Here is a 16,085-nt window from a genome sequence, read left to right as displayed (position 1 = left end):
CATTTAACTGGGTATACTAAAGCTCGCACAGAACCCTTTTGCCTTGGCGACTGGTCGTCTGATGTTCAACCGGGGAGGTATCATGGAACGAACTCTGAGAAGCAATAAACCACAACGGAAACCACTTTGGACCAAAGCTTTTCTGATCACATCACTCGCAAATTTACTGCTTTTTTTTAGTTTTCAAATGCTTATTCCTACGATACCTACTCATCTTTCACAATTAGGTGGAGACAATGTCCAGGTTGGACTTGTCATTGGGATCTTCACCATTTCCTCGCTCCTGACACGACCGTTCGCAGGCAGAGCATTAGACCTTTTAGGTAGAAAACATGTTCTGCTAGTTGGTTTAGCGATTTGCGCACTTACGATTGCCGGTTATTCGTATATCGCAGCAATTACACTTATTCTAGCGGCACGCTTTGTTCATGGCATTGGCTGGGGGTTGTCGACGACATCACTCGGAACCGTCATTGCAGATATCATTCCCCCTGAACGCCGCGGTGAGGGAATGGGCTATTATGGGTTATCCAACACCTTGGCCATGGCAGTCGGTCCATTAACAGGTCTGTGGATCATGCAGTCGATTGGATTTTCTTATGTGCTTTTAATCTCAACCATTCTTGCGATTTTATCTTTGTTTAGCTCGCTTTTCATTACATATCCGAAGCCCCTTCTACCAGTGAAATCTCGTCAGAGACTACGCTTTGTAGATCGCCTATGGGAACAGAGCGCACTCCTCCCCTCTGCCCTGCTGCTATGCACCGCAATCTGTTACGGTGGAATCGTGACCTTCATTACCTTGTTCGGCTTAGAGGCAGGTATTCCAAATGTGGGTTTATTCTTCTTATGCAATGCCAGTATGGTTCTACTCGTACGTCCCCTCACAGGTGTGCTCTTTGATCGCAAAGGGCCTGAGTGGGTTCTGCTACCTGGCGCAGCTTTCACGATAACAGGATTATTATTGCTTTCGTATGCGCACTCCAATACTAGCCTCGCTATTGCAGCCTTATGCTATGGCGTTGGGTTTGGCTCGATACAGCCTGCCTTGCAGGCGTGGACGATTCAGCGTTCTTCCCCTGAACGGCGAGGTGCCGCCAATGGAACCTTCTTTTCAGCCAACGATCTAGGCATTGGATTAGGCGCAATGGTGCTAGGAGCCCTCGCTAACTGGAGCGGCAGTTATGCCTTAATGTACCGGTATTCCACAGCATTAATCATCCTATTCCTCTTGATCTATGGTTGGTCCTTCTGGGCTTTCACTTGGCACAAAAAAAACAGCACACTGACCTAAGGTCAGCGTGCTTATAACTCATTCATTCCTTGTCTTGAATTGAAACATTCGTACCCCTTTGGCGATAACTCCAGCGGCAATAACGACAATGGTCGCCATGATCGGGATCCAAATATGTAAAAACTCATAATCATGCAGCAGCCAATCAATCATCTTCTCATCTTTCACAAACATTTCCCCTGCTGTATAACCAAGTATACCCGCTCCGATAAACACTAGAATCGGGTATTTCTGCAATAGATTCATCACAAGTGTACTTCCCCAAATAATAATTGGAATACTCAGTCCAATACCTAGAATAATGACCGTGTTATTGCCATTTCCTTTGGCTGCAATGGCCAATACATTATCCAAACTCATGACGAAATCTGCCACAATAATGGTCCAAATTGCTTTGCCAAGCGTTGAAGCTTCTTTGACATTCGAATGCCCATCTTCATCCGTAAGGAGCTTAATGGCAATCCATAAGAGCAAGATAGAGCCGCCAGCTTGAATAAAAGGAATTGAAAGTAGACTCACGGCTACAAGTGTCAGTATTAGTCGCAGGGCAATAGCGCCGAATGCCCCCCACCATATCGCAAGCTTTCGCTGCTCCAGCGGGAGATTCTTGCTAGCTAACGCGATGACAACAGCATTATCGCCGCTCAGAACGATATTGATTAACATAATTTGCAGAAATAATAAAAGCGCATCAATCATTGCTTCACGACCTCCTGACGAACATGGAGAGCAAGTGATTGGAAAGAGTGCGATCACAGCGGCATCAAGGAGTTAGAATAAATGGGCGTTAGTTTCCTGTTTCAATTGTCCATGTACGATTTCAATAGTTTCAGTTTCTAAGACCGCTCTGTCAATAAGTTCATTTAGAAATTCCATGCTGTCTTCCAGCTTTTCCACAAGACGTAAGTTAGGATTCGTACTTGGTGATGGCGGAAGAAATAAGGAGCAGCAATCTTCATAGGGTAAAATCGAAATAGGAAAAGTTCCAATCGATTCAGCAAGCCCAATAATTTCTTGCTTGTCCATCATCATCAGCGGTTGCAGAAGCGGCAGCGTAACCACACGTCCAATGGCATGCAGGCTTGGCAGGGTTTGACTCGCTACTTGCCCCAAGCTCTCGCCTGTAACTAGTGCTCCAAGTCCTTCCCGTTCCGCAATTCGTTCTGCAATTCGATACATGGCCCTCCTAATGAGAGTGACCAGCAGATTATCTTGATACGCACGGTGAATGGAGGTTTGAACTTCTGTGAAGGACACCATGTGAAGCTTTAAGGAGTCTGTATAGCCTGCTAACTGATGCGCAAGTTCAATAACCTTATCCTTTGCGCGCTCACTGGTATAGGGGTAACTATGGAAATGAATCGCCTCCATCGTCAAACCTTTCCGCATGGCTAACCAACCTGCAACAGGACTATCAATACCTCCGGACAGCATTAGCAGCGCTTTGCCACTTGTACCTGACGGGAATCCCCCAGCACCTTCTATGACTTCAACGTATAAAAGCACCTTATCCTCTCGGATTTCTACTCGCAATTCAACCTCAGGCTTTCGAACATCCACCTGTAACCCCGGAATCGCTTGAAGCACATATCCGCCCACCAAGTAATTCATCTGCTGTGAGTCATGTGGAAATGCCTTATTGACCCTGCGAACTGTCACCTTAAAGGTCGCCGGTTGCTTAGGTAATGCCTGCATCATCCGCAGCGCTGTCTCTTGAATAGACTCTAGTTCTAATGGCGCATGATAAGCCGGACTGAAAGATGCAAGTCCAAAAACACGCTGTAAGGAAGCAGAAGCCTGTTCATAAGCGGCACCCCCTAGCTCCACATATACGCGTCCAAACTCAGGAATATACCTAACATCAGGAAAAGAACTTAAAACTTTACGAATTTGAATCATGACACTTCGTTCAAATCGTTTGCGATTTTTACCTTTTAACATCATTTCGCCAAAACGCAATATTAAACAATCAGGTTTCAATTTCGCTTCCCCCTATGGATGACAGATGGATTTCTCATGGGAGCAAGCTCCTTGACCACCTCATGTAATGAGCGCAGGAATAGTGCTATGTCTTGCGCTTGATGTTCATCAGAAAAGCTTATTCTTAAGCCGCTAGCCGCCAAATCTCGCTGATAACCCAAAGCCAGCATGACCTCACTAGGCTCCGACTCGCCAGATGTACAAGCTGATCTCGTTGAGATGTAGATCCCCCTCTGCTCAAGCGCATGAACAACGACCTCTGCTTTCATTCCTGCAAAAGTAAAATGAACAATGTGAGGAGCCATCTCCTGCTCAACCTCAGAGCCTGAAATCGTTAGCTCAGGTATTGCAGCGATACCAGCCAACAATTGCTGCCTTAGGGCAATTTTACGAGCTATTTTCGATGCTTGATTGTCCATACTGATTCGGAGTGCTTTGGCCATGCCCACGATCAAAGGGACGTTCTCCGTACCTGAACGAACACCAAATTCTTGTCCCCCTCCTGCAAGCAGTGGTTTGAGCTGTACGCCTACTCTCCGATACAAGAATCCCGCACCCTTCGGACCTCGAAATTTATGCGCAGAAGCACTGCATAGATCGATTCCCCATGCCTTCGGCTCTAGAGGAAGCTTAGCAACACCTTGCACGGCGTCCACATGAAACATGATTTTCGGAAAACTCGCGAGGTATTGACCTATTTCTTGAATCGGTTGAATCGTGCCTATCTCATTATTCACATACATAACGCTAACAAGGATCGTATCCTCGCAAATCGCGGCTTGAAGATCCTCTAGCTGTACTCTACCAGTCTTAGAGACAGGCAGATAGGTAACGCGAAAGCCCTCCTGCTCAAGTCCCGCAAATACTTCCTTAACGGATGCATGCTCGATTTGTGTCGTAATCAGATGCTTACCTCGTTGCTGATAGTTGTAGGCTACGCCTTTGATCGCTAAGTTATTACTCTCAGTTCCACCGGAAGTACAAATGATTTCACTCGGAGATACCTTTATCGAGGAAGCTATGACTCCCTTCGCACTCTGCAGAAGCTTTTCTGCTTCTACACCAAGCCGATGAATCGAGGATGGATTTCCGTAATGGGATTTCATTACTTCCGCGATGGTCTCAATGACTTCTTCATAAAGCGGCGACGTTGCCGCGTAATCCATATAAAGCATGGTTTGCCTATTCCCCTTCATACCCCTAAACTAATTATCTCTTATTTCATGAGATGCTTTTCCTATTAAAACTTATATCTGATGAGAACTCAAGTAAGTAGGCCACAATGCGAAAAGCCGATCTCCGCATAGCACATGCGAAAACCAGCTCATTGTTACCGTATTTATTGAGATAAATTAGTACGATGATCGAGCACTTTAGAAACATACTCTTGTGTCTCTTTAGGCAAGAACTCAAGCTTAGCGACCAAATCCTGATCTGTCTTAATCCCTAAGCGATCGACACGACCAGGCCCAGCATTATAAGCAGCAAGCGCAACGCCTTCGTTCCCATTATATTTCTTCAGCAATCCACTAAGGAAATGTGTACCTGCATCTATGTTCTGTTTGGGATCAAATGGGTTCGTAACCCCATAACCACTGCTAGTCCCATCCATAAGCTGCATTAATCCTTTGGCACCTGCAGATGAAACAGCTTGATGGTTGAACGAAGATTCTTGCTGAATAACCGCCTTAACCAAAGAGGAGTCTACGCCATATTTCAAACTAGCTTGTCCAATGAGTCCTTCAAATTGCGTAATAGATGTTGACTGTGAGACGGACTGCAACGGTGTATATGATTTATTCAAAGCGCCTAACGCGCTTGGCAGGTTGCTTTGCGATTGGTTAAGTGCAGTTGTGTCTAGCGGGTCAGTCCCCGTACCCACACCTTGGCCCATCAATGTGTTCAAAAGCTCACTAAAATCACTGGATTCGTCTGAGCTTGAAGATGAGGGGGTGTCTGCGAAAAGACTTAATTTACTCATCGTCTGAAGCTGAAGCAACTCCTTCAACACTCTAGGGTCAATTCCTTGCGTATTCGTGATGCTGTTCATACTCAGACCTCGCTTTTTCATTTTCGATGTTTTCATTGTACACGTTTTGAGCCCTGACGACTATACTTTTATTCGCTGACATTGAAAAAAGGACAGTCTATTGACTGCCCCCTCTTGCCTTTCAAGAAATATTCTGTTGAAGCATTTCATTGTCATTCAATGATCTTCTCACTGTGACACGTGATATACGCAAATGATCGGTTTCTTCTACGATAAACATAAACTCGTCGTTGTAACTTACCTGTTGATTGCGACTAGGAGGAATTTCCGTTTGGGAATAAATCCAACCACCGATTGTATCATAGTCATCCGACTCAATCTCAAGTCCGAAGTACTCATTCACTTCATCAATCAACAACAGTCCATCAATCGAGAACGTATTCTCATCTTTCATTTCGATCGTTGGGCGCTCCTCGTCAAACTCATCTTGGATTTCACCAACAATCTCTTCCATAATGTCTTCCAGCGTCACTAGACCTGAAGTACCGCCGTATTCATCAATGAGCAAAGCCATTTGGCTCTTGCGTTTCTGCATCATTTTCAACAAATCACTGATATGAATGGAATCCGGTACCGTGGTAATCGGTCGAATAATTTTCTTAATGCCTTTCAGGTTGGCATCTGGCTTCAGCAAATCCTTAATGTGAACGAATCCGATAATGTTATCCTTATCCGGATCACACACGGGGTAACGTGTTCGCATTTCTTTGATCGCGATAGCTAAGTTCTCCGCATAAGAAAGTCCTGCATACAAGCATTCCATTTCTGTACGTGGAATCATAATTTCGCGTGCTGTCGTCTCAGCAAATCCGAATATATTATCAACAAGCGTGAGCTCTGTGTTATCAATTAGTCCGTTTTTGTGGCTTTCCTGCATCAGGACTCGAATTTCGTCCTCCGTATGCGCAGATTCATGTTCCGTTGTAGGCTCGATCCCAGCACGGCGCAGCATCCAATTCGAAATGCCATTTAATGTCCAAATGAACGGGTACATCATTTTATAGAATAATACCATGGGTCCTGCAGAGAGCAACGTAATTTGTTCCGCTTTACGAATCGCATACGTCTTAGGAAACTGTTCACCTAATGTGATATGAAGAGTAGTCATTAAGGAAAAAGCGATAATAAATGTAATCGTGTGAAAAACTGTGTCTGGTAATCCCAGCGGAGCAAATAAAGGCTCTAAAATTTTGGCGAACGTCGGTTCACCTACGTAACCAAGTCCTAATGAGGTGAGTGTTATCCCTAATTGACACGCGCCAAGGTAAGCATCAAGATTATTCATAATTCCTTGAGCAAACTTCGCATTTCGCCGTCCTTCACCGACAAGCGATTCAATCCGACTTCCACGCACTTTCACCATTGCAAATTCTGCTGCGACAAAAAAACCGTTTAACAACACTAGTCCAAACATTAACAGAAAACTGATTAACGTTTCGGGCAAAGGATCTTCCAATACCTTACCTATCCCCTAACAAGTGCAAAAGCTGCACCCAGGAGAGTAGGTACACCTCCCTTAATTTTCGATTTTAATTTTTTAAATATCACTACTCATTATATAATAATACTGTAATCATTCAAAGGTGCGAATATGACACTTGAAGCCAAATAGTACGAGCAAATGGGCGTAAACACATTATAATGAGCCCTTCTTGCGCTTTTACAATGGAATAATGGCATTCTTAAGCCCTTTTTAACCTTTTTTTCTGAAAATAAATAAAAGCAAGCCGATTTCTCGGCTTGCTTCAAAAGCTATGAATAGTAGGGAATCAATAAAAAATAAGCGGCAACGGCAATAAAACCAAGAGCAACGGACCAAGAGCCCAAGCTCTTATTTCCCATTACAAAAGCGATCACACCGAGAATAATACCCGAAATCCCAAGTAATACCGGCCATACGAATAGCGAGGCCAGAGCAACAAACAGCGCAACGTAACCCACTGCTTTATTGCGTGTTACAGCTTCTACAAGCTCAGTGACTTCCTCATCAGAAACTGTCGAGGCAGATTCATAACCTCGATTTATTCTGGTGTGAGGTACAGCAATCTCAGCTGCATATTCTTCTTGGGCATGGAGTCCGCTTTCGAGATGAAGCTGACTCTTCTGGAATCGCTCCTTGGTGGCATTGTCTAAAGAACTATCCTCTTTATTCATGCTACCTCCGCGTTACACATACCTAGTGTTTAGTCGCAGGCTTAAACGTGTGGCAACACGTATTAGCCGCTTTGGTTGCAGTATCGTGATGAGTAGTATCAAACGATTCCTCTGAAGCAAATTCTTCATTGTAGCTAGCATTAGCGTGTTGATCAATTTCAATCATAATCGTGTCCGCATGACAGTTGTTTCCTTGTGTCCAATATTCACAATTCGCTACTGCGCATTTAACTGCTGGCATCATTATCACCCCCTTAACAATTTGCCCGCCTCAGGAGTGATCTATGCTTAGTTAAGTCTGTCAGATAAGACCAAGAACATGGCGTGCGACCACAACAGCGGAAGCGCAGGATCACCATGTTTCTCAATCCATTCCGCATATACAGCCGATTCGCGAAGATGGTCATCTACTTGCTCTGGTAAACGTCCCAGCTCATCTGCTTTACTTGCTATCCATGCTAAGCAACGGTTAGCTTCGTCTCGATTTCCAAGCTCAAGCTGGATCCAACCATACCAAGCGGTCAGTAACAGCCACTCACCACCTCCGTAATATCGATCCTCAATGTAGCGCCCAATCCCATCATGTTTGAGATCAGCTTCAATCGCTCCCACCGTTCGAAGCATAATCGGGTCATCTGGTTCACAAACACCAAAAGGTAAGGCGAGCCACATTAGGCTTGCATCAACACCAAACAGAGCAGGCTGCCAGACTTCATTCACACAATGAATGGACTTCACGAAACGTCCGTCATGAACAGCATGGGTATGTATAAAATGTCGGATGAGTTCGGCTTTCTCGATCAAGGCTGGACGTTCTTCTAGTTCACCTAGCGCCTTCAGTCCCCCATATAAGCAAGCCAACGTTGCTGGATGGACATATTCGGGATACTCCTCCCAACAATCAAAATTCGGATAGTGCCAGAATGTCATTACATAATCTACTGTTATCTCAATGCTTTCCCTGAACTCTTCCAGAAGTGTAGTATGACCAGTCAAACGTATGTGTTCTACAAGCCCCCAGATCCAAGCGCCGTAGCCATCCAATTGGAAGTGACCCCATTCGGAAAGATCATCTCGCCCATCCAAGTGATACCTTGTCCCTAAAAACTCTGACCGATCAATCCATTCCCTATTCTCGTGTTTTCGCATGAGCTCCGTTAGCCGCGGGCGTTTGTCCTTTAATACACGATGTACCCAGCGGTAGAATTGTTCCGCACTTTTCGTTTCTCCTACACAATCCATCGCATTTGCTATAAAAGTACCATCACGTAGCCAACTATAGGAATAGGTTGAAAAAAGAGGAGAAGCCACGTAACCTCCGCTAGGATGTTGATTCAGCTTAATGATGTCTTTGCTTACGCTGACTAAATGTTCTAGCTCCATAACTATGTCCTCCCTTTTATATGAAAAGGGATGCGTTGTGGCCGCATCCCTTTGTTGGTTTCATTTTTGATTGATTAAACTTTTTCGCCTTGCATACGGCGTTGTGTAATGTAATCTGTCTCATAGTAAGCAAGATCTTCACGAAGCTCTTCGAATACCTTAGACAATTCGATCGTTAAATCGCGTACTTCACGTGATGGTTTCTTGCGGAAACGAATCGCATCTTGTCCTGTATAAGCGTAGCGACCATCTTCGGAGTAGCACTCATTCTTAGGATAGAAAAAGGTATTAACACATGTATGATATACCTCATAGAGTACTTTTTCCGAAAAATCAACATTAAATGTAGGACGTCTTAAGCTAACGCCCAATTTCTCATAAGCCACTTCACAAAAAACTAGAAGATGACGAGTGTCCTGTAAATACCCGCGGTAAAATTCATCCATTGCTGGATCATTTTCCACATTTAACAGTGAGAGCGAATGTTGATTAAGAAACAGTTCCATTTTGGCCGTCGTTTCTTTAAGTTTCGTACGCGTGGAATCACAAACATTTTTCACATTAAAAACAGCCATGTTAGAAGACCTCCTATAATTGCGCTACTTCTATCCTACCATAATTTATCCCGAAGTGGTATATGTAAAACACCAGTTACCATGTATAAAAGATAACCGCTCGCCTAACCCTACTCTTAGATAATATGTTTTTCATTAACGAGTTGACCTTTTTCTACAAACAAAAAGGAGGGCATGATCATGTGGCGTTATCTCTCCACCGTTGCGGTTGTTTTAGGATTAGGAGTTATCCTTTTTCCTGCGCAGCCTCAACACCGCACCAAGCCTGGTCCAGAGGTTTACAGTGCGAAGTATGAAACAACATCTAAACTTGCGTTGCTAGAACAAGACGTAAAACTTACAGATGAACTTTGCAGAAGTCAATGTGCACTCGATTATTCAACCATGCTCAGTCAGATCGAAGGCGGTGAGCCTGTAACCAATGTTTTGAAAAACATGCGAAACCACCATGAGAAAATGGATGTGCTTGTATGGTCCAAGCGCGGTCAAACTTGGGAGCAAGGCATCAAATCGGGAGAACTCCCTTCTTCTTATAAAGACCAGGCCGCAACATATTTAAAAGAAGCGAAATCTACCGTTGATGGTGGCAAGCATTACCAGTCGCCTAAATTCGGTGCTGGACATCACGTTTATTTCGTCCAAGGAACTCCTTCCACCAATGGTCAAGATTCACTTATCGGGGTCATTCATCAAGATGTGCTTGCGCAAGTGACCGATCATCAAATGAAAAATTTAAGACTTGAACCTTATCCCAACGAGAACCGATGGAAAGTAAAAGCCGTTGAAACGAATACGCTAAATGAGAAGATTGTCGATCATCCCGAAGATAATCAAGGGACTAGCCATTATCAACAGAATGAAGTCGTTGTACGTTTCAAAACGGATCCAACAGAGGCACAACTCAATCAAATCAAAAAAGAGATCAACGCAACTTCAGCAAAAAAATTAGGCTACACGTACGTTTTCCGTACGAATGATAGAGACGCCAAGTCATTGATCGCCTATTTCGGCAAATGGAATGTCGCGTATGTTGAACCACATTTTCTCTATATGACCAATGATTACTATGATGATCAAGAACGAACAGATTCAAACCCATCCAGCACCAATTCAGATAGCAATCAAACACCAGTCTCATCAAACTTCATGCCCAATGACAATTTATATCAGAAATATCAATGGAATCTGCCTTTGATCGAAACGTTACAAGGCTGGCAATTGAACCGCGGTGCCAATAATGTGATTGTAGCTGTTGTAGATACTGGTGTAGATCTGGCACATCCCGACCTGCAAGGACAATTACTGCCTGGTTACAATGTCATTAGTGGAAATGATAATCCACAGGATGATGTAGGTCATGGCACGCATGTTACAGGCGTTATTTCTGCTCTTGTTAACAATCAGCTAGGTGTTGCGGGGATGACTTGGTTTAACAAAGTATTACCCGTAAAAGTTCTGGATCAGACAGGTGCAGGCAGCACGTATTCAGTAGCTCAAGGGATTATTTGGGCAACAGATCACGGCGCAAAGGTCATGAACCTCAGTCTTGGCAATTATGCAGATTCAGGTTTTCTTCATGATGCTATACAATACGCCTATGATAAGGATGTCGCACTCATCGCGGCTAGCGGAAATGATAACACAGAGCAACCTGGATATCCGGCCGCCTATCCCGAAGTATTCGCTGTTGCTGCTATTGATTCACAGAATGAGAAAGCGCCCTTCTCGAATTACGGTGACTATATTGATGTGACTGCGCCTGGTGTCACCATCGCCAGTACGTATCCCAATAACCAGTATGCTGCCTTGTCTGGTACATCCATGGCTAGTCCGCATGTGACAGCACTTGCTGCGCTAATTCGATCTGCTAATCCTAATTTGAAAAATACAGACGTCTATGAAATTATGAGGCAATCTGCTCAAGATCTAGGCGACAAAGGTCATGATAAATACTTTGGTTATGGCGTCATCGATGTCGTCAAAGCGCTTGAAATGGCGAAGCAGGAAACGGCTCCATTGTCATACTGGCCACAGGATTTAGCGCGCCAATTACATCTTGTACCGAAGAAGTATGCAGGCAGCTTGGGACTTGAGAATTAGAACAGTTTAAACTTTTCAATGGCAGTTAAAAAACCTTCAATCCGCTTTCTATGGCGGATTTGAAGGTTTTATTGATTTTTAAATGAAATACCCGCAAAGCCGAAGCTTGCGGGTAACCGACTGAGTGGAAAGTTTGCCGTAAGCCGGGTTCTGTACTTCCAGTGGTCATAACGGGCGTCTGCTCCCCTGCCACTATTGAAGCGACAATCATCTATCTAGGCTGTACATTACTGCACAGCTCAAGCGACCAACCCGAACGCGTCTCAGGCGAAGACTGCTGCCTCGAAAGCAGCTAGCGTTCCATTAGGTCTTGCTCCAAGTGGGGTTTACCAGGATCTATGTCACCATAGAACCTCGTGGTCTCTTACACCACGGTTCCACCCTTGCCTGTGCTATATTTCAAGCCATCGGCGGTCCATTTCTGTGGCCCTATCCTTCAACTCGCGTTGACTGGACGTTATCCAGCACCCTGCCTTATGAAGCCCGGACTTTCCTCTCGCTATGGCTTACCCATAGCCAGCGATTGTCTGTCAAACTTTCCTTTGCATAGGCTAGTATACTAGGAATGTCTTCGAATTACAACACATGGAACGTTTCCTTTTTTTCCAGATGCAGGCTAATCATCTAGACGAATTGAAACGGTTCTGTGTTAATCGCGGATGCAAGCACCTGCGTATCCGTCTTTGAAAGCTGCGCGGCGAGATAATCCGCGACGCCGCGCTTCATGATCTTCTCGACGTTGTGCCCAACGTCGAGAAGGGCTAACCCCGCCGCGAGCGCATCGTGCGCGGTGTGGTAGTCGATGTCGCCGGTGACCAACACATCGGCGCCGGCATACATGGCGTGCCGCATGTAGCGGCCGCCAGAGCCACCCAGCACGGCCACCTTGCGGATGGGCCGTGATAGCTCGCCGACGACGCGAACCGTCGGCACGTCGAACACAGCCTTCGCGTGCTCCGTGAGCTCGCGAAGTGTCATCGCCGCGGGCAGCTTGCCCACGCGGCCCAAACCGAACACTCTACCCTTGAGGTCCATCGGGTAGAGGTCATAGGCCACCTCCTCATAGGGGTGGGCCTTCAGCATGGCAGTAACCGCTTTGCGCTGCACGCTAGCGGTTACGATCGTCTCTACGCGTACCTCTTGTACGCGTTCCAGCTTCCCGACTTCCCCGATAAACGGTGTCGCCCCTTCCTGCGGCAGGAACGTCCCAGTCCCGGGGATATTGAAGCTGCAGGAGCTATACTGGCCAATGCCGCCAGCTCCAGCCTTAAATAGGGCATCCAGCACGACTTGATGATGCGTCTCCGGTACAAAGACGACAAGCTTCTGCAGCTTCTCCGTATGCACATCTTCCAGGTGCGTCATCTCAGTTAAGCCGAGTTGCTCCGACAATAGATCATTAACGCCGCCTTCTGCCACATCGAGGTTCGTATGGGCTATATACACAGCGATATCATTCTTAATTAATTTTTCATATAAACGACCTGCTGGTGTTTCTGTCTGAAGATGAGCCAAAGGTCTGAAAATAATCGCATGATGCGCTATAATAAGGTTCGCCCCAACTTCAATGGCCTCATCAACAACGGCATCTGTCACATCAAGAGCAACGAGAACTTTCGTGATCTCTTTCTGAAGTGAGCCAAGCTGCAGGCCGATCTTATCCTCTGCCATCGCGTAATGCTTAGGAGCCAGCTGTTCAAAAAGCTGGATTACGGTTTGACCTTTTGCAAGCACGCGAGTACCTCCTTTATTTCATGCATTTCTTGGCTTACTTGCTCCGCCTTCGCAATGGATGCTTCTGCAGTAGATAGCTTCAATTGGTTTACGATCATTGCTAGCTTCTTCAGCTCACTTTCCCACTTCACAAACCAGACCTCAGGCGCCTCATTAATCAAATAAGGACCCATCTGTTGCAAGCGTTCCTTCGATAAGGTAACTCCGCCTGAAAGTTGACGCTCTTCATATAGTGCTCCTAAAGAACCGCGTTCCGATTCAGCAACGGCCACTGCCGTTAATATCTCATAGATTTTGCCGTCTTCTTCAAGAATAGCCTCTGATTCCAACTTCCAACCATTGTCCAACAGCCAACGGCGCACATGATCTTCACCTACGTTCGGCTGTAAAATCAAATGCTGAACTCCCGGAAGCTTCGATTTACCAGCCTCCAAAATACTCGCCATTAAGCTGCCACCCATGCCAGCGATCGTAATGACATTCACTTCGCCTGCCTCAATTACTGCAAGTCCGTCACCCAATCTTACTTGAATGACCTTGGATAAACCACTTTCGAGCACTTGCCTTTGCGCTGCCTCGAAAGGTCCGGGGTTTACTTCCCCTGCTACTGCGGCTACAATAATCCCCTGCTGCGCCAAATACGTTGGCAATAAAGCATGATCCGAACCGATGTCAGCTACTTTCGAACCAACAGGTACACGATCAGCGATCATTTGAAGTCTTTTCGATAATTTAACCATATGCTACATTACCCACTCTACCCATTTTTTTCGCAGCAAAAATAATGCTACACCTACTGAAACTAATTTTGCCGTAAATGATATTTGAATGAGACGCGAGCTCATTTCTATATCCACAAGAAAGGTCATGGCTTCAGGAATAAACCAAACCAAGCCTCCTACTAGCATGAGCACGCTAGCCGCTTGTTTATTCGTGTGATGTGCAAGCCAAGCCATCCATATGAGTACAACACTTACGGGTACCCAGCTTAATTCAAGTGAAAACCAAGCAGGATGCTCTAACTTCTGCATCAACAACCAACTATAAGTCCCTACAAGTCCTAGCCATCCACAAATTTGGAAAATCGCCATTCGACCGATCAAACCATTAAATAACCAAATACAACTACAAAATGCCAAATATCCGATATATGTAGTTGACGTGTGAATACCCGACAAATCCATAATATGTAACCCTAAAAGTAACATAGCAATAGATGCTAAGCCACACAAGACATAAGCAATGACAGGCGTACGACTAAATTGTCTATATGCGACTGCATAACAAATGATGACAAAAAGTGTGGAAATACCAATTTGCATTGGCAATCCAAAAGAGTTAAAATTAAGAGCAGATAAGGCAAGAGCGGCAATTACCGCTAATGCGAACAACCATATTTTCCAGTTACTGTTTGTTACAGCCGTAGCCGAAACACCTAAAAGTGAAGCCGGTTTAGGGGTTATATCATCCACATACAAATTCATTAGAAAATCGCAATAATGCTCGGGAAGCAATTTGCTCCGGCGCCAATGATCGATTTCTCTTACTATCACTTTTCTTCTCTCAGCATCCATCTATTCGCTCACCTTCCTAGCTACTTTATCGGTGATTCAATGCTCAGAATTTAGTAAATTTTATTGAAAACCGCAAAAAAAGACCCCGCCGAATTTGGCAGGGCCCACTCCAAGCGATTTTATTCCAAGAAGTCCTTCAAACGTTTGCTACGGCTTGGATGTCTTAATTTCCGCAAAGCTTTTGCTTCAATCTGACGAATCCGTTCCCTTGTAACACCGAATACTTTACCGACTTCTTCTAATGTTCTTGTACGTCCATCATCAAGTCCGAAACGCAACCGAAGTACATTTTCTTCTCTTTCAGTTAACGTATCCAGCACGTCTTCAAGCTGTTCTTTCAGAAGCTCGTAAGCAGCGGCATCAGCTGGCGCGAGCGCCTCTTGATCCTCGATAAAATCCCCTAAATGTGAATCATCTTCTTCACCGATCGGTGTTTCTAAGGAAACAGGCTCTTGTGCGATTTTCATGATTTCACGAACTTTATCCGTACTTAAATCCATCTCTTTAGCAATTTCTTCTGGCGTTGGTTCGCGCCCCAGTTCTTGCAGCAATTGACGTGAAACACGAATCAATTTGTTAATCGTTTCAACCATATGTACCGGAATCCGAATCGTTCTCGCTTGGTCCGCTATTGCGCGAGTAATTGCTTGACGAATCCACCAGGTCGCATAGGTACTGAATTTGTAGCCTTTGGTATGGTCGAACTTCTCCACAGCCTTAATAAGACCCATATTTCCTTCTTGAATCAAATCAAGGAACAGCATGCCGCGGCCTACATAACGTTTGGCGATACTTACAACAAGTCGAAGGTTAGCTTCTGCTAAACGACGCTTCGCTTCCTCATCCCCATTTTCAATACGTTTAGCCAACCCCACTTCGTCTTCTGCGGAAAGAAGCGGTACGCGACCAATTTCTTTCAAATACATCCGAACTGGATCATTAATTTTAATCCCCGGCGGCAAAGCCAGATCATCATCGAAGTTAAATTCATCGCGCTCGTTTTCTTCTGGATTCATCGAATCTTCATCCGATTCATTCCCCACATCAATACCTTGCTCGGAAAGTTGTTCAAAGAACTCATCGATTTGCTCAGGATCCTGATCGAAGGGAGCTAATTTCTCCATGATATCCTTGTAAGTTAGTGAGGACCGTTTTTTCCCCTGCTCTATAAGTTGGTCTTTCACCTGGTCCAGGGTCAATTCTGTCTCTAGTTCTGTACGCTGATCATTCGCCATGGTACG

Annotated in this window: 15 protein-coding genes and 1 other RNA gene; 2 read left to right on the top strand and 14 right to left on the bottom strand. The window is 45.1% G+C overall.

The genetic code is table 11. The features are described 5' to 3' along the window. Window positions 1-82 precede the first annotated feature (82 nt). Window positions 83-1,294, top strand: coding sequence for an MFS transporter (locus ACSQ8P_RS14680; RefSeq protein ID WP_436235872.1), 1,212 nt, complete (start codon window positions 83-85; stop codon window positions 1,292-1,294). Between the two features lie 18 nt (window positions 1,295-1,312). Here the strand turns inward: ACSQ8P_RS14680 and ACSQ8P_RS14675 are convergent, their stop codons facing one another. The 9 genes from ACSQ8P_RS14675 to ACSQ8P_RS14635 form a co-directional block, all read right to left on the bottom strand. Further along, window positions 1,313-1,993, bottom strand: a complete 681-nt coding sequence (locus ACSQ8P_RS14675; RefSeq protein ID WP_436235871.1) for a TerC family protein — start codon at window positions 1,991-1,993, stop codon at window positions 1,313-1,315. 72 nt (window positions 1,994-2,065) lie between these two features. Continuing rightward, window positions 2,066-3,274, bottom strand: a complete 1,209-nt coding sequence (gene thiI / locus ACSQ8P_RS14670; protein WP_436235870.1) for a tRNA uracil 4-sulfurtransferase ThiI — start codon at window positions 3,272-3,274, stop codon at window positions 2,066-2,068. After that, a complete protein-coding gene (locus tag ACSQ8P_RS14665; RefSeq protein WP_436235869.1) occupies window positions 3,271-4,449 on the bottom strand; it encodes a cysteine desulfurase family protein in 1,179 nt (392 codons plus the stop codon). The genes thiI and ACSQ8P_RS14665 overlap by 4 nt, the downstream gene beginning before the upstream one ends. Window positions 4,450-4,613: 164 nt before the next feature. Beyond that, complete coding sequence (locus ACSQ8P_RS14660) at window positions 4,614-5,324, bottom strand: lytic transglycosylase domain-containing protein (protein WP_436235868.1); 711 nt, start codon at window positions 5,322-5,324, stop codon at window positions 4,614-4,616. A 121-nt stretch (window positions 5,325-5,445) separates the two neighbouring features. After that, on the bottom strand, window positions 5,446-6,738 hold the full coding sequence (locus tag ACSQ8P_RS14655; RefSeq protein ID WP_436239528.1) for a hemolysin family protein: 1,293 nt from the start codon (window positions 6,736-6,738) through the stop codon (window positions 5,446-5,448). A gap of 338 nt (window positions 6,739-7,076) precedes the next feature. Beyond that, a complete protein-coding gene (locus ACSQ8P_RS14650; RefSeq protein WP_436235867.1) occupies window positions 7,077-7,478 on the bottom strand; it encodes a hypothetical protein in 402 nt (133 codons plus the stop codon). 22 nt (window positions 7,479-7,500) lie between these two features. Next, complete coding sequence (locus ACSQ8P_RS14645) at window positions 7,501-7,719, bottom strand: DUF1540 domain-containing protein (RefSeq protein ID WP_436235866.1); 219 nt, start codon at window positions 7,717-7,719, stop codon at window positions 7,501-7,503. Window positions 7,720-7,766: 47 nt separating this feature from the next. Continuing rightward, the gene (locus ACSQ8P_RS14640; RefSeq protein ID WP_436235865.1) at window positions 7,767-8,861 is read right to left on the bottom strand and encodes a glycoside hydrolase family 15 protein; all 1,095 of its coding nucleotides are present in this window, start codon (window positions 8,859-8,861) and stop codon (window positions 7,767-7,769) included. Window positions 8,862-8,935: 74 nt separating this feature from the next. Beyond that, window positions 8,936-9,436, bottom strand: coding sequence for a YpuI family protein (locus tag ACSQ8P_RS14635; RefSeq protein WP_028558040.1), 501 nt, complete (start codon window positions 9,434-9,436; stop codon window positions 8,936-8,938). Window positions 9,437-9,616: 180 nt separating this feature from the next. On the opposite strand from ACSQ8P_RS14635, the gene ACSQ8P_RS14630 reads away from it, so the two are divergent. After that, entirely contained in the window at window positions 9,617-11,536 is a 1,920-nt protein-coding gene (locus ACSQ8P_RS14630; protein WP_436235864.1) for a S8 family peptidase, read from the top strand. Between the two features lie 124 nt (window positions 11,537-11,660). Here ACSQ8P_RS14630 and rnpB read toward each other — a convergent pair. The 5 genes from rnpB to rpoD all read right to left on the bottom strand — a co-directional run bounded on the left by rnpB (window position 11,661) and on the right by rpoD (window position 16,079). Beyond that, an RNA gene (gene rnpB, locus ACSQ8P_RS14625) (RNase P RNA component class A) lies at window positions 11,661-12,075 on the bottom strand. 85 nt (window positions 12,076-12,160) lie between these two features. After that, window positions 12,161-13,270, bottom strand: a complete 1,110-nt coding sequence (locus ACSQ8P_RS14620) for a Nif3-like dinuclear metal center hexameric protein (RefSeq protein WP_436235863.1) — start codon at window positions 13,268-13,270, stop codon at window positions 12,161-12,163. Beyond that, on the bottom strand, window positions 13,246-14,010 hold the full coding sequence (locus ACSQ8P_RS14615; protein WP_436235862.1) for a tRNA (adenine(22)-N(1))-methyltransferase: 765 nt from the start codon (window positions 14,008-14,010) through the stop codon (window positions 13,246-13,248). Before ACSQ8P_RS14615 ends, ACSQ8P_RS14620 begins: the two co-directional genes overlap by 25 nt. Before the next feature lie 3 nt (window positions 14,011-14,013). Then, window positions 14,014-14,844, bottom strand: coding sequence for a hypothetical protein (locus ACSQ8P_RS14610; protein ID WP_436235861.1), 831 nt, complete (start codon window positions 14,842-14,844; stop codon window positions 14,014-14,016). Window positions 14,845-14,963: 119 nt separating this feature from the next. Next, window positions 14,964-16,079, bottom strand: a complete 1,116-nt coding sequence (rpoD, locus tag ACSQ8P_RS14605; protein ID WP_028558036.1) for an RNA polymerase sigma factor RpoD — start codon at window positions 16,077-16,079, stop codon at window positions 14,964-14,966. Between the last annotated feature and the right edge of the window lie 6 nt (window positions 16,080-16,085).

This window comes from Paenibacillus sp. LjRoot153 (assembly GCF_964253085.1).
Classification (GTDB): Bacteria; Bacillota; Bacilli; order Paenibacillales; family NBRC-103111; genus Paenibacillus_E.
Note: the sequence above shows the minus strand (reverse complement) of the source record. Positions and strands in the feature narration are given on the sequence as shown.

Coding starts and splice junctions, on each gene's coding strand:
- ACSQ8P_RS14610 (WP_436235861.1), bottom strand. CDS start 14,844: ATGGATGCTGAGAGAAGAAAAGTGATAGTAAGAGAAATCGATCATTGG.
- ACSQ8P_RS14680 (WP_436235872.1), top strand. CDS start 83: ATGGAACGAACTCTGAGAAGCAATAAACCACAACGGAAACCACTTTGG.
- ACSQ8P_RS14650 (WP_436235867.1), bottom strand. CDS start 7,478: ATGAATAAAGAGGATAGTTCTTTAGACAATGCCACCAAGGAGCGATTC.
- ACSQ8P_RS14640 (WP_436235865.1), bottom strand. CDS start 8,861: ATGGAGCTAGAACATTTAGTCAGCGTAAGCAAAGACATCATTAAGCTG.
- rpoD (WP_028558036.1), bottom strand. CDS start 16,079: ATGGCGAATGATCAGCGTACAGAACTAGAGACAGAATTGACCCTGGAC.
- ACSQ8P_RS14675 (WP_436235871.1), bottom strand. CDS start 1,993: ATGATTGATGCGCTTTTATTATTTCTGCAAATTATGTTAATCAATATC.
- ACSQ8P_RS14665 (WP_436235869.1), bottom strand. CDS start 4,449: ATGCTTTATATGGATTACGCGGCAACGTCGCCGCTTTATGAAGAAGTC.
- ACSQ8P_RS14655 (WP_436239528.1), bottom strand. CDS start 6,738: ATGTTTGGACTAGTGTTGTTAAACGGTTTTTTTGTCGCAGCAGAATTT.
- ACSQ8P_RS14660 (WP_436235868.1), bottom strand. CDS start 5,324: ATGAACAGCATCACGAATACGCAAGGAATTGACCCTAGAGTGTTGAAG.
- ACSQ8P_RS14635 (WP_028558040.1), bottom strand. CDS start 9,436: ATGGCTGTTTTTAATGTGAAAAATGTTTGTGATTCCACGCGTACGAAA.
- ACSQ8P_RS14630 (WP_436235864.1), top strand. CDS start 9,617: ATGTGGCGTTATCTCTCCACCGTTGCGGTTGTTTTAGGATTAGGAGTT.
- ACSQ8P_RS14645 (WP_436235866.1), bottom strand. CDS start 7,719: ATGCCAGCAGTTAAATGCGCAGTAGCGAATTGTGAATATTGGACACAA.
- ACSQ8P_RS14615 (WP_436235862.1), bottom strand. CDS start 14,010: ATGGTTAAATTATCGAAAAGACTTCAAATGATCGCTGATCGTGTACCT.